Below are 13212 nucleotides of genomic sequence, written 5' to 3' on the forward strand. Positions count from 1 at the left end.
TGCCGTCAGCGCGGTAGCGGGTGGCCGTCGCGGGTGGCCGCCTGCAGCACGCGCAGCTTGCCGGCGGTACGCGCCACCAGCCGCGCCTGTTCCAGCAGCATGCCGTGGTACTCGGCCTGACGGGCCGGGTTCAGCAACAGGCCGCCATTCTTCAGCCGGGTCACCCAGCCGGCATCGATCAGCTGCAGGATCTTGCGGCGTACTGTCTCACGCGGAAAACCGGTGGCCTCGGCCAGCGAATGGATATTGGAAAACGCATAGCTGGCGCTTTCCTGACCATGCCGCGCCTGGGCGATAGGGTGGCGGCCGTGCACTTCGGCCAGCAGGTAGGCCTTGACCAGGTCGCCATCAAACAGCGCGATCTGGGCACGGGCCTGTGTCGTCAGCAGGTGACCGGCCAGTGCCGCCATGCAGGCGGTGCCGTCGGTGGCTTTGTCGTGGCAGAACTGCTGCAGGCAGTGTTCGGGGATCTGCTCCTGCTGCAGGCAACTGGGGTAACTGCAGATGCTGGCGGGTGGCCAGGCGGTTCGGGTCATGATGGCGTCCGTTCGTGGTGCGGCCGGTGTCGGCTATTCGCTGTGGCAGTGTACGGCGCGGGCAGGGCGGCAGATTTAATCTGTATCAGTTGCTTGCCAGTTCGGTGAGTGTTGTTGCCGTGCCATGGCGATGAATGCATTCCGGTTTGCCGTGGGCATGAAATGGTAGTGGGGTTTTATTGTGCTGCCAATGGCATTTATGCAGTGCTTTGTGACAGTTAAATGCCGATGATGACTTTGTTTATGCTGGCCTTGCCGTCATGACGCGGCAATAACCAACATAATCGCAACGGTGATTGCGAGGAGAACATTGTGCATAACATCATCAAGAGTGCAGTACTGACCGTGCCGTTGGCCCTGGTGCTGACCGGCTGTCTGACGCACGGCAGCAGCAAGGACGAACAGCCCAATCTGCAGGGGGGCTTTTTGCTGGGTACCACCGCCAAGGCGGTGCAGGACAGCTGCGACCAGGCATTGAAGAATGCGGCCAACCAGTTGGCCGCCATCCGGGCCATTCCGCTAGCCAATGCCGGCAAGGCCGGTTTGCTGGCACGCTGGAACGAAGTGAACCAGTTGCTGGATAGCACCACCGGTACGGCAGACCTGCAGGCCAATACCGATACCAGCCAGGGCCTGCGTGACGCCGCCTTGGCGTGTACCGAAAAAGTGTCCAGCCAGTACACCAATATGTACCAGGACGAGGCGCTGTATCAGCGCATGAATGCCGTGGTGCCGGCCGACGAGCTGGATACGCTGGCCAAGCGCGACATCCTGAAAGGCTTCGAAAGCTCGGGCATCAGCCTGGACGCCGCCAAGCGCGCGCAATTCAAGCAGCTGTCGGACGACATGACCACGCTGGCCAACGAGTTCAACGCCAATGTGGCCAACGACGGCAAAAACATCGTTACCCTCAGCCCGGCGGAAGTGGCCGGTATCGACGCCGCATTCCTGGCCAGCATCCCGAAAGACGGCGCCGGCAACTACCAGTTCAAGCTGAACTACCCCAACCGCGACAACATCATGGGCTATGCCAGCAATGAAGAAGCGCGGCGCAAGTTCTATGTGGCTTTCATGCAGCGTGGCGGCAACCGCAACATCACCATCCTGGACGAGTTGTCCAAGAAGCGTCGCCAGCAAGCACAGCTGCTGGGCAAGGAAAGCTTTGCTGCCTGGACGCTGGAAGACCGCATGGCCGGCACCCCCAAAGCCGTGGATGACTTCCTGGCCAGTGTGGGCAGCAAGGTGGAAGAGCTGGAGAAAAAGGAAATTGCCGACCTGACCACACTGAAGCGCAGCGATACGGCCAACCCGGCAGCCAAGCTGGAACGCTGGGACGTCACCTACTACCAGACCAAGGTGAAGAAGCAGAACTACGCGCTGGACCAGGCTGAAGTGCGCAAACAGTTCCCCACCCAGGGTTCGGTAGACTGGCTGCTGCTGGTGTCCAGCCGCCTGTACGGCCTCACGTTCAAGGCCAACGCCAAACTGCCGGTATGGCACCCGGAAGTGAAGGCTTACGATGTGTACGAGGCCGACGGCAAGACCTACATCGGCAGCTTCTACATGGACCTGTTCCCGCGTGACGACAAGTACGGCCACGCCGCCGCCTGGGGGGTGCGCGGTGTCAGCACTCAGCTGGGTGCCAAGCCGGTCAGCGTGCTGGTGACCAACTTCGACAAGGGCGGCCTCAGCTCTGACGAGCTGGAAACACTGTTCCACGAGTTCGGCCACGTGCTGCACGGCGTGTTGTCCAAAACCCGTTACAGCTTCCACGCCGGTACCAATGTGAAGCGCGACTTTGTGGAAGCGCCGTCGCAGATGTTCGAAGAGTGGACGCGCCGCCCGGAAGTGACGCGCCTGCTCACCGAAGCCTGCGCCAGCTGCAAACCGGTAGATGCCGCGCTGATCGCCAAGATCAAGGCGGCCAACAACTACGGCGCCGGCATCCAGTACGCCCGCCAGCGCTTGTACGCCAGCTACGATATGTCGCTGGTAGGCAAGGACTACCAGGCACCGCTGGCCTCGTGGCAAGCGCTGGAAGGCGCCACCCCGCTGGGTTACGTGCCTGCCACGCTGTTCCCGGCCGGCTTCGGCCACCTGGCAGGCGGCTATGCAGCCGGCTACTACGGCTATATGTGGTCGGAAGTGATGGCGCTGGACATGCAGTCGGCCTACGGCAATAACTTCATGGACCCGAAAGTGGGCGCCAAGTACCGCAGTCTGATTCTGGAGAAGGGTGGCGAGGTGAACCCGATGACACTGGTAACCCAGTTCCTCGGCCGGGCGCCCAATAGCGACGCCTTCTTTGCCCAGATTACCGGCACCCGCCAGTAATATCGGCTGTACGAAAAAACCAGCCTGCATTGGTGGTAATGCCAGTCAGTTAACGCTGACTGGTATTTTCTATCGCTAAAAGTTTGTGGTGTTGGAGAGTGCTTTCGTGTCCGCGATGCGGACCCATGCTTACATGCCGGTTCCGCCCGGCAAACGGGAAAAGGGGGCGGATTGCCGCCCCCTTTTCATTCCCCCGCAACCCGGGGCTGCTCGAAACCCCGTTCAAAATGGCACGCCCCAGGCGCCGCCGAACTCGCTCCTCGCTAACGGCTCGGAGCTCAAACAAATCGGCGTCTTAAAACCTGGGGCGCACCATTTTGACCGGCTCGCGCCAACGGGATGGGGCGCTTCACTCACGTCCTGCTACGTGAAAACCAAGCACATTCGCCTAGTTGAATGGCATTGCCCTCCCTGGCGGTTTTTTTATTGCCGGCAGCCAGGGTTGGCCGCAAAAAAAAGACCAGCCCGGTCCAGGGGCTGGTCGCAAAATCCTGGTGATGCCAGGGAGAGAAAAGGGCTAGGGCTTACTTGGCCGGTTTCTTGAACAGGCCCAGTGCCACGGCGGTCAGTGCGGTGCCGGCCGCCAGCGCCACCAGGTACATGCCCAGGTTGGTCACGGCGTTGGGGATGGGCAGCACGAACACGCCACCGTGCGGCACGCGCAGTTCGCAACCGGCGGCCATCGAGATGGCACCGGCCAGCGCCGAGCCGGCCACCAGTGCCGGAATCACGCGCAGCGGGTCTTTGGCGGCAAACGGGATGGCGCCTTCGGTAATGAAGGAGATGCCCAGTACGCCTGCCGCCTTGGCGCCTTCGCGTTCGTCGGCACTGAAGCGGTTCTTGAACAGCAGCGCGGCCAGCGCAATGCCCAGCGGCGGTGTCATGCCGGCGGCCATTACGGCGGCCATCGGTGCGTACACCTGGCTGGCCAGCAGGCCGGTGGCGAAGGTGTAGGCGGCCTTGTTGATCGGGCCGCCCATATCAAAGGCCATCATGCCGCCCAGGATCATGCCCAGTGCCAGCGCGCTGGAGCCCTGCAGGCCTTTCAGCCAGTCGGTTACCGCGCCCAGTGCGGCGGCCACCGGCTGGCCCAGCACGTAGTACATCAGCAGGCCGACGATGGTGGTACCCAGCAGCGGCAGGATCAGCACCGGCTTCAGGCCGTCAAAGTTGCGACCCAGCTGGATTTTCTCGTTCAGGTACTTCACCGCGTAACCGGCAATGAAGCCCGCCACGATGCCACCCAGAAAGCCGGAGCCGATGGAGCCGGCGATCATGCCGCCGGCCATGCCGGGGGCAATGCCGGGGCGATCGGCGATGGAGTAGGCGATGTAGCCGGACAGGATGGGTACCATCAGCGCAAACGAGGCCTTGGCGCCGATATTGAACAGCGTCCAGCCCAGCGTGCCCTTGAAGGCGTCTTCGTAAACGTAAATGCCGCCCAGCGCAAAGCCCAGCGCAATCAGCAGGCCGCCGGTTACCACGAACGGCAGCATGAAGGACACGCCGGTCATCAGGTGTTTGTAGGCGGCACTGTGCTCGCCGCTCTTGGCGCCGCTGGCCGGGGCCGCTTCGCTTTCCTGTGCATCCGCGCTGGTAGCCTGGTGCGGGCGGGCTTCAGCTTGCGCGCGTTTTACCAGTGCAATGCCGTCGTTGATGGCGGCCTTGGTGCCGCTGCTGTACAGGCGTTTGCCGGTAAAGCGGTCCAGGTTCACCTGGGTGTCGGCGGCGATGATCACCAGGTCGGCGGCGGCGATATCCGCGGCGGTCAGGGTGTTTTGCGAGCCGACCGAGCCCTGGGTTTCCACCTTGATCTCGTGGCCCAGCGTGGTGGCGGCCTGGCTCAGGCCTTCGGCGGCCATGAAGGTGTGGGCAATGCCGGTGGGGCAAGAGGTAATGCCGACGATGCGCAGTTTGCCAGCGGCAGCGGGCGCGGCAGCCTGGGCGGCGCCGAGGGCGGCGCTGATCACGCCGGCGGCGTTGGCCAGTACGGCGTCCAGGTTGGCCGCATGGCTGGCACGGCCGTTGAGGCGGCCGGTTTCGGCGTCGCCTTCGGCAATGACGATGACGGCGTCGGCCGCTGCCAGCTGTGCCTCGTCCAGACGGCCTTGCACGCCCTGCGCGTGGCGCAGTTCGATGCTGATCTGATGTCCGGCCTGCTGGGCGGCCTTGCGTAGCGCTTCGGCTGCCAGCTGACCCTGCGCTACCCGCTGCGGGCAGGCAATGATGGCCATGATGTTCGACATGTTTACTCTCCTCAGTGTGCCGCTTTGGCGGACTGGTCTGGTCGTGCGTGCTGTTATGCCCGGCGCCCTGGCGGGGCCGGGGTGTTACCGTGATTCAATCCAGGGCGTTGACGGTGATGCGGCGCTCCAGGCGGCGCACTTCGCCGGTGTCCGGCAGGTGCGGGCCGATATGCGCCAGCTTGGCGGCGGCAAAGGCCATGCCCAGGCGCAGCACTTCCGGCCATGCCGGCGTCTGGCCGGGGGCGGTGGCGTGCAGCGCGGCCACCAGGCCGGCTACCAGCGCATCGCCGGCGCCAACGGTACTTTTCAGGTTGTCCAGTTGCAGCGGCAGGGCTTGCCAGCAGCCGTGCTCGCAGCACAGCAGCGCGCCGGCGCTGCCCAGCGACACCACCACCACGGCGATGCCGCGCTGTTGCAACTGGCGGGCAGCGGCCACGGTGGCGGCCACGTCCGGCAGCGGCTGGCCCAGGTACTGTTCCAGCTCGTGCTGGTTGGGCTTGATCAGCCACGGCAGCGCGTCTGGCGGCAGCGCCAGCGCCTGTTGCAGCGCCGGGCCGCTGGTGTCCAGCACCACGCGGGCGCCCAGCTGGCGCAGCTGGCGGGCGTATTGCGCCCAGCAGCCGTCGTCCACGCCGGCGGGCAGGCTGCCGGCCAGCACCACCAGGCTGCCGTCGTCTACTTGCTCGTCCAGCAGCAGCTGCAGCTTGGCCAGCGCGCCGGTAGAGGGCTGGATGCCCGGCAGGTTGATGTCGGTGGTGTCCAGCGTGGCGGCGTCCACCAGCTTGATATTGGTGCGGGTGCTGCCGCCAACGCGGATGAAGGCGTCGCGGATGCCCTTGTCGGCAAACAGGTCTTCAAACGGCGTGGTGTTGTCGCGGCCCAGCAGGCCGCTGGCCACCACCGGCACGCCCCAGTCGGCCAGGCAGCTGGCCACGTTGACGCCCTTGCCGCCGGCGTTGACGTGTACCTCGCTGGCCAGGTTAACGGCGCCGGTGCGCAGCAGCGGCACGGTGACGGTCTGGTCCAGCGCCGGGTTCAGCGTCAGGGTGATGACGGGCTGGCTCATGCCTGGGCTCCCTGCAGCGCGCGCACTTCAGCGGCGCTGTCGCAACCCAGCGCGGCCTGGGCCAGCGCTTGCAGTGCGGCCAGGTCGGCGGCGCGGATGCTGGCTTTGGCAGCCGGAATGTCGCGCGGGCTCATCGACAGCTCGGACACGCCCAAGCCGGTGAGGATGGCAGCGCCCAGCGGGTCGCCGGCCATGCCGCCGCACACGCCTACCCAGCGGCCGTGGGCACGGGCGCCGGCCACGGTTTGCGCGATCAGGCGCAGTACCGCCGGGTGCAGGCTGTCGGCCTCGGCAGCCAGCTCCGGGTGCTGACGGTCGATGGCCAGCACGTACTGGGTGAGGTCGTTGGTGCCGACCGAGAAGAAGTCCACGTGTTCGGCCAGGCGGTCGGCCATGGTGGCGGCGGCCGGCACTTCCACCATGATGCCCAGCGGCACCACCGGCGCGTTCAGCTCGGCGCGTACCTGCTCGCACTGGGCGCGCAGCAGTTTCACTTCGGCCAGCGTGCTCACCATCGGGAACATGATGGACAGCGGGCCGTGGGCGGCGGCGCGGTACAGCGCGCGCAGTTGCGGCAGCATCAGGTCAGGGCGACGCAGCAGCAGGCGAACGCCGCGTACGCCGAGGAAGGGGTTTTCTTCGTGCGGCAGGTTCAGGTAGGGCACTTGTTTGTCGCCGCCGATATCCAGCGTGCGGATCACCAGCGGGCGGCCTTCCAGCGCGGCCAGCATGGCGCGGTAGGTCTGGTATTGCTCTTCTTCGTCCGGTGCGCTGTCGCGCTCCAGGAACAGGAACTCGGTGCGCATCAGGCCCACGCCTTCGGCGCCGGCTTGCAGCGCGGCGGCTACTTGTTCCGGGCGGTTGACGTTGGCCGCCACTTCCACCTGCTGGCCGTCACGGGTACGGGCCGGCTGCTGCGCTTCACGGGTGGCTTGCAGCAGCTTGTCGCGCTGGGCCTGTTGCCACTGGCGGGCGCTGTCCAGGTCGTCATCACCGGCGTTCAGGTACACGGTGCCGCTGTCGCCGTCGACGATCAGCGTGGTGCCGTCCTGAATGTCCATCACCGCGCTGCCGGCGGCGACCACGGCCGGCAGGTCCAGCGTGCGGGCCAGGATGGCGGTGTGCGAGGAGGGGCCGCCTTGGGCGGTGACCAGCGCCAGCGTTTGTTTCGGGTTTAGCGTGGCGGTGTCGGACGGTGCCAGGTCGGTGGCGATCAGCACTTCGTTGTCGCGCTGTGCGTCTTTGTCGGCGTCCAGCGCCAGGTCCGGCGCCAGCTTGGCCAGCACGCGGCGGCCAACGTCGCGCAGGTCGGCGGCGCGGGCGGCCAGCAGCGGGTTGCCCAGCGCGGCCAGGCGGTCGGCCAGGCGCTGTACCGCTTCGTGCCAGGCCCAGGCCACGCCGTGGCCTTCTACCATCAGCTGGCAGGTGAGGGTGATGAGGTCGGTGTCGGACAGCAGCTCGGCCTGCGCCAGGAAGATGCCACCTTCGGTCTTGCCCAGGCGGCGGGTGGTGTCGTCGGCCAGCCCCTGCAGTTCGCTGCGGGTGGCGGTGAGGGCGGTTTCCAGCAGGTCGCCGTCGTAGCCCAGCGTGGCGGGTACGTCCGGCACCACAATCTGTTGCGCTTTCAGCACGCGTGCCTGGCCAATCACCAGGCCGGGGCTAGCAGTGATGCCGCGCAGCGCCAGCAGCTTGCCGGACGGCTGCCAGTGTTGGCGGTTGGCCTTGGCGGCGGCTTTGGCCGCGGCCTGGGCGTCGGCCACTTCTTGCGCGGTGAGCTGGTTGGCGATAGTTAGCATCGCCTGCAGCGCGGCGTCGGCGTCCGGGCCGTCGGTGGACAGCTGCAGCGTGTGGCCGTGCTCGGCGCCCAGCTGCAGCAGGCTGATCATGTTCTTGGCGTCGGCGACTTCATTGCCGTTGCGTACCTGTACGGTGGCGGCAAAGCGGCGTGCTTGCTCGCTCCAGGCGCGTGCCGGGCGGGCGTGCAGGCCGTTGGGGTAGTTCAGCTGCCAACTGGCGCTATGGGCCAGGTCGGTGGCCGGCGCGGCGGGGGCGGCAGGCGCGGCGGCGCTGTCGTCCAGCGCGGCGATCAGGTCGTGCGGGTTGGTGGTGGCAAACAGCTGTGCCAGGCGGCTTTCGTCCTGCAGCAGACGGGTGAGGCGGCGCAGCAGGGCGATGTGTTCGTCGGACTGGGCGGCAATGGCAATCACCAGGTGCACGCGCTGGCCGGGGTTCCATTCCACGCCTTCCGGCACTTGCAGGATGGCAATGCCGGTTTCGCGGATCAGGTGGCGGTCTTCGATCATGCCGTGCGGAATGGCAACGCCGTGGCCGAGGAAAGTGTTGGCAACGGTTTCGCGGCGCAGCAGGCTGTCGATATAGGCCGGGTCGATACGGCCAGCTTTGGCCAGCAATTGGCCTGCAGCCTTGATTGCACTGGTTTTTTCCTGCGCCTGGGCGCCAAGCTGAACCAGGTCTGCGCGGATGATCTGAGTGGACATGGGGTGCTGTCTCCGGATTATTTGTGTGTTGCCGTGTGGCGCAATTGAAATCGATCCCAATTTTTGTGTCAATATTTGTGTCAGCTTTGGTGGTACCATTTCACCACAACATTGCGCCAGCCCAAGGTTGGTCGCATGAAATCGATTCCGGAGCATGCAAGTGGCAAAGATCAAGGATGTGGCAGAAGCGGCGGGGGTGTCTCCGTCCACCGTTTCGCGGGTGCTGTGTAACGGCCCGGTCAGCGACAAGGTACGCAAGCGCGTGGAAGAAGCGATGCGGCAGCTGGACTACCGCCCCAACCTGGCGGCACGGCGCCTGCGCTCGCAACACACCGACACCATCGGCCTGATCGTGTCGGACATCCGCAACCCGTTTTTTACCGCCGTCAGCCGTGCGGTGGAGGACGAGGCCTACCGCAACGGCATGCGGGTGATCCTGTGCAATACCGACGAAAACCCCGACAAAGAGGCGATGTACCTGCGCCTGATGCAGGAAGAGCGCGTTACCGGCGTGATCTTTGCGCCGACGCGGCAGACGGTGGCCAGCCTGGACCCGGCGGCGCTGGGCTTTCCGGTGGTGATGATCGACCGCGCCGGCCGTGACGTCACCACCGACGCGGTGGTGCTGGACAACCGCCGCGCCGCCGCCACGCTGGTGGAGCACCTGCTGGCGCAGGGCTACCGCGATATCGCCGGCGTGTTCGGCAATACCAGCAGCACCGGCATGGAGCGCCACGCCGGTTTTGCCGAGGCCATGCAGCAGGCCGGCCTGCCGGCGCCGGCGCAGTTTGTGGCGCCCAGTGTGGAAGCGGCCGAGCAGGCGGTGCTGGCGATGTTGGCCGCGCCGCAGCGGCCGCGGGCGCTGGTGGTCAGTAACGGCGTGCTGATGCTGGGCGCGGTGCGGGCGCTGAAGTCGGCCGGCCTGCACTGGCCGCAAGACGTGGCGCTGGCCGGTTTTGACAATGATGTTTGGACCGAGCTGCTGGGCGACGGCCTCACCGTCATCGAACAGCCGGTAGGCGACATCGGCCGCGCGGCGATGGCCATGCTGCTGGAGCGGCTGGACGACGCCGAGCGCAGCCCGCGCATCGTGGTGCTGCAAGGCAAGCTGCTGGCGCGTGGCAGTAGCGCGCCGGCCTGTTGACGCGCAAGGCCTGTATCTCCTGGAACGGGGGCATACGGCCCCTGTAAAGCAACACCCCCGCACGGCATGGGCTGGCGGGGGTGTTGTTTTGTGTTGCGGCCAACGTTGGCCGCGTTGCGTCAGTCTGCGGTATGGTGCCGTGCCAGCAGCTGCTGGAAGGCGGGCAGGAAGTCTGCCTGCACGTAGGGCTTTAGCAGCGCCAGTACCTGGCGCACGCCGCGGTGGCTGGATGCCTCGTTGATCGGCGATGTGGGGCGGGCGGTCTGCTCGAAGGCAAACCAGAACTTCACCACCAGCCAGATGTTGACCGATACCGGGCCGATGTCGTCGAGGTCCATCTTCAGCAGGCCCAGGCGGATGAATTCGCGGAAGTGGCCTTCCAGAATGCCTTGCAGCTCGCCGTTGACGAACTGGTGGTAGTCGGTTTGCATCTGCGGGTTGCGCGCCATCAGCCCCGGCAGGTCGTAAAACATGAAGCGGAACTGCCACATCGCGTCAAAGGCGGTTTCCAGGTAGTTCACCAGGTCGTCCACCTTCATGGTGCCGTCGGCCGGCACCGCCAGCCGTTCGCTGATGAAGCGGCGGTAGCTGAGGAAGATCTGGTAGACGATCTCTTCCTTGTTGCGGAAGTGGTAGTACAGGTTGCCCGGGCTGATGCCCAGGTGCGCGGCGATGTGGTTGGTGGTGATAGTGCGTTCGCCGTGCTCGTTGAACAGCTTCAGGCTTTCCTGAACGATGCGGTCGTAGGTCTTGATCCGGGTCTTGGGCATGATTCAGTCGGTGTCGGCTTGGGGGTGTTGGCTGTCTTCGGGGAAGCAGGCAAACAGGAAGCGGCGCAGGATGGCCTGCTCGGCGCGCTGGCGCTCGCGCGGGGGCAGGGCGATGCGCACAATCAAACGGTATTCTTTTTCGCTGGTGGGTTGCAGCGCAATGCGCGGTTCTACCGAGGGCGTATCCATCAGCAATTTGTGTTCTAGCATGGCCATGTGGCGGCGGGCGTCGTCCAGCCACGGCGCGCATACCTCGGCGGCAATCTCCTGCAGCAGGCGTTCGGCACGCGCTGGCCGCACGCTGTACGGCAGCGGCACGTTGACGATGTGCATCACGAAATCGCCGGTGAAGTTTTCGCGTACTACCGACTGGGTCAGCAACAGGCTGTTGGGGAAGGTGACGGCCTTGCCGGTAAGCTGGTGCGAGTCGTGGCGCGGGCCGATTTCGATTAGCGTGGTGCCCAGCATGGTGATGTCCTGCACCCGGCCGCGCATGCCGCCGATCTCGATGATGTCGCCCAGCTCGTAGCTGTTGGTGATGGAGCGCACCAGGCCGCCGCCCAGGCACATCAGCAGCTCCTTGGTGGCCACCACCAGCGCGGCGGCGAACGCCACCATCGACAGTGCGATGGTTTGCAGCTCGCGCGCCCAGATGATGACGAAGCCTGCCAGCCCGATGATGATCATCGTATTGCGCACATTGATCGCCCAGCGCCTGCGCGTATCTACCGGCACCTGCGGGTTGGCCGCAATGGTACGGGCAATGCTGGCGTGCACCAGCAACAGCACCAGCACCAGCACGGCCGAGCGCAACAAGTCGGCACCGTAGCTTTGCAAGATGGGGGCAAGCCAGGCGGGCATGGGGAGGCTTCCTGTCATCAGTCGTTCAGTTTCACCGCGTGTTCACGGGTTTCGTGGAACACGATGTCCGGCCAGCGTTCCTGCGTCAGTGCCAGGTTGACGCGGTTGGGCGCCAGATAGGCCAGGTTGCCGCCAGCGTCGGTGGCGATGTTCATCACCAGCGCGTTGGTAAATTCGTCCAGTTTCTTGCGGTCGTCGCAGCTGAACCAGCGTGCCGACCAGATGCTGCACGACTCGAACACTGCGTCCACGCCGTATTCGGCCGCCAGGCGGCTGGCCACCACTTCAAACTGCAGCACGCCCACGGCACCCAGGATCAGGTCGCCGCCGCTGTGCGGCTTGAACACCTGTACCGCGCCTTCTTCGCCCAGCTGTTGCAGGCCTTTTTGCAGCTGCTTCAGCTTCAGCGGGTTCTTGATGCGCACGCTGCGGAATAGTTCCGGCGCAAAGAACGGAATGCCGGTAAAGGTGAGGTCTTCGCCTTCGGAGAAGCTGTCGCCAATCTGGATATTGCCGTGGTTCGGGATGCCGATGATGTCGCCGGCAAACGCTTCTTCCACGATTTCGCGGTCGTGCGACATGAAGGTCACCACCGACGAGGCGGCGATGTCACGGTTCAGGCGCAGGTGCTTCATTTTCATGCCGCGCTCGAAACGGCCGGAGCACACGCGCAGGAAGGCGATGCGGTCGCGGTGTTTCGGGTCCATATTGGCCTGGATCTTGAACACGAAGCCGGAGAACTTGCCTTCTTCCGGCGCCACGTCACGGCTGGTGGCATCGCGCAGTTGCGGTGCCGGCGCCCAGTTGATCAGTGCGTCCAGAATCTCGCGTACGCCGAAGTTGTTGATGGCGGAGCCGAAGAACACCGGGGTCAGCTCGCCGGCCAGGAATTCTTCCAGGTTCCATTCATTGGACGCGCCCTTGACCAGTTCGATCTCCATGCGCAGCTGTTCCATTTCCAGCGGGAACAGTTCGTCCAGGCGCGGGTTGTCGATGCCCTTGATCACTTCGATGTCGCTCACCAGCTTCTCGCTGCCGGCTTCAAACAGGATGACTTCGTCGTTCAGCAGGCTGTACACGCCGCGGAAGGTCTTGCCCATGCCGATCGGCCAGGTAATCGGCGCGCAGCGGATCTTCAGGATGCTTTCCACTTCGTCCAGCAGCTCCAGGCTGTCGCGCACTTCACGGTCGTACTTGTTCATGAAGGTAACGATCGGCGTATCGCGCAGGCGGCACACGTTCAGCAGCTTGATGGTCTGCTCTTCCACGCCCTTGGCGGCGTCGATCACCATCAGTGCGCTGTCCACGGCGGTGAGCACGCGGTAGGTATCTTCCGAGAAGTCCTGGTGACCCGGGGTGTCCAGCAGGTTGACGGTGTGCTCGCGGTAGTCGAACTGCATCACCGACGACGCTACCGAGATGCCGCGCTGCTTCTCGATTTCCATCCAGTCGGAGGTGGCGAACTTGCCGCCTTTCTTGCCCTTTACCGTGCCGGCCATCTGGATGGCACCCGAAAACAGCAGCAGTTTTTCGGTGAGGGTGGTCTTACCGGCGTCAGGGTGGGAAATGATGGCGAAGGTGCGGCGCTTGGCAACTTCTTCGGCAATGCGGGTCAGTTCGGCGGACATGGATGCTCGTCTGGTAAAGATTCGGAAAAACAGGCGATTGTACTGCATTAAGGGCGCGCCATAGAAGCCGCGTCTGCCCTTGCGGCCAACCTTTTGCCGCGTATCGCCTCGTATTTGCAGTGCAACACG

Annotated in this window: 9 protein-coding genes; 2 read left to right on the forward strand and 7 right to left on the reverse strand. The window is 64.8% G+C overall.

Going from position 1 to position 13212, the window contains the following annotated elements; translation table 11 throughout:
* Nucleotides 1-5: 5 nt before the first annotated feature.
* Nucleotides 6-536 carry a helix-turn-helix domain-containing protein gene (locus FLQ03_RS08855; RefSeq protein WP_206210915.1) on the reverse strand — a complete coding sequence of 177 codons (531 nt, stop codon included), beginning with the start codon at nt 534-536 and terminating at the stop codon, nt 6-8.
* Between the two features lie 312 nt (nt 537-848).
* On the opposite strand from FLQ03_RS08855, the gene FLQ03_RS08860 reads away from it, so the two are divergent.
* Complete coding sequence (locus tag FLQ03_RS08860; protein ID WP_144373563.1) at nt 849-2870, forward strand: M3 family metallopeptidase; 2022 nt, start codon at nt 849-851, stop codon at nt 2868-2870.
* 524 nt (nt 2871-3394) lie between these two features.
* Here the strand turns inward: FLQ03_RS08860 and FLQ03_RS08865 are convergent.
* The 3 genes from FLQ03_RS08865 to ptsP form a co-directional block, all read right to left on the reverse strand.
* Complete coding sequence (locus FLQ03_RS08865; protein ID WP_144373564.1) at nt 3395-5116, reverse strand: fructose-specific PTS transporter subunit EIIC; 1722 nt, start codon at nt 5114-5116, stop codon at nt 3395-3397.
* A 94-nt stretch (nt 5117-5210) separates the two neighbouring features.
* Nucleotides 5211-6182, reverse strand: coding sequence for a 1-phosphofructokinase (gene pfkB, locus FLQ03_RS08870; protein WP_144373565.1), 972 nt, complete (start codon nt 6180-6182; stop codon nt 5211-5213).
* Nucleotides 6179-8680 carry a phosphoenolpyruvate--protein phosphotransferase gene (gene ptsP / locus FLQ03_RS08875; protein ID WP_144373566.1) on the reverse strand — a complete coding sequence of 834 codons (2502 nt, stop codon included), beginning with the start codon at nt 8678-8680 and terminating at the stop codon, nt 6179-6181. Before ptsP ends, pfkB begins: the two co-directional genes overlap by 4 nt.
* Before the next feature lie 160 nt (nt 8681-8840).
* Between ptsP and FLQ03_RS08880 the strand changes: the two genes are divergently transcribed.
* On the forward strand, nt 8841-9824 hold the full coding sequence (locus FLQ03_RS08880; RefSeq protein WP_240802237.1) for a LacI family DNA-binding transcriptional regulator: 984 nt from the start codon (nt 8841-8843) through the stop codon (nt 9822-9824).
* A gap of 119 nt (nt 9825-9943) precedes the next feature.
* Here FLQ03_RS08880 and FLQ03_RS08885 read toward each other — a convergent pair whose 3' ends face one another.
* Genes FLQ03_RS08885 through FLQ03_RS08895 form a run of 3 tightly spaced genes read right to left on the reverse strand, consistent with a single transcriptional unit; the run spans nt 9944 to nt 13083 of the window.
* Nucleotides 9944-10594 (reverse strand): TetR/AcrR family transcriptional regulator, encoded by a 651-nt coding sequence (locus FLQ03_RS08885; protein ID WP_144373568.1) that lies wholly within the window; start codon nt 10592-10594, stop codon nt 9944-9946.
* Between the two features lie 3 nt (nt 10595-10597).
* A complete protein-coding gene (locus FLQ03_RS08890) occupies nt 10598-11455 on the reverse strand; it encodes a mechanosensitive ion channel domain-containing protein (protein ID WP_240802238.1) in 858 nt (285 codons plus the stop codon).
* 17 nt (nt 11456-11472) lie between these two features.
* Nucleotides 11473-13083 carry a peptide chain release factor 3 gene (locus FLQ03_RS08895; RefSeq protein WP_144373570.1) on the reverse strand — a complete coding sequence of 537 codons (1611 nt, stop codon included), beginning with the start codon at nt 13081-13083 and terminating at the stop codon, nt 11473-11475.
* Nucleotides 13084-13212: the final 129 nt, after the last annotated feature.

Source organism: Vogesella urethralis (assembly GCF_007644045.2).
Lineage (GTDB): Bacteria > Pseudomonadota > Gammaproteobacteria > Burkholderiales > Chromobacteriaceae > Vogesella > Vogesella urethralis.

Excerpts from the sequence above, each read along its gene's own strand:
- FLQ03_RS08855 (WP_206210915.1), bottom strand. The coding sequence starts at position 536 with ATGACCCGAACCGCCTGGCCACCCGCCAGCATCTGCAGTTACCCCAGT.
- FLQ03_RS08865 (WP_144373564.1), bottom strand. The coding sequence starts at position 5,116 with ATGTCGAACATCATGGCCATCATTGCCTGCCCGCAGCGGGTAGCGCAG.
- pfkB (WP_144373565.1), bottom strand. The coding sequence starts at position 6,182 with ATGAGCCAGCCCGTCATCACCCTGACGCTGAACCCGGCGCTGGACCAG.
- ptsP (WP_144373566.1), bottom strand. The coding sequence starts at position 8,680 with ATGTCCACTCAGATCATCCGCGCAGACCTGGTTCAGCTTGGCGCCCAG.
- FLQ03_RS08885 (WP_144373568.1), bottom strand. The coding sequence starts at position 10,594 with ATGCCCAAGACCCGGATCAAGACCTACGACCGCATCGTTCAGGAAAGC.
- FLQ03_RS08890 (WP_240802238.1), bottom strand. The coding sequence starts at position 11,455 with ATGCCCGCCTGGCTTGCCCCCATCTTGCAAAGCTACGGTGCCGACTTG.
- FLQ03_RS08895 (WP_144373570.1), bottom strand. The coding sequence starts at position 13,083 with ATGTCCGCCGAACTGACCCGCATTGCCGAAGAAGTTGCCAAGCGCCGC.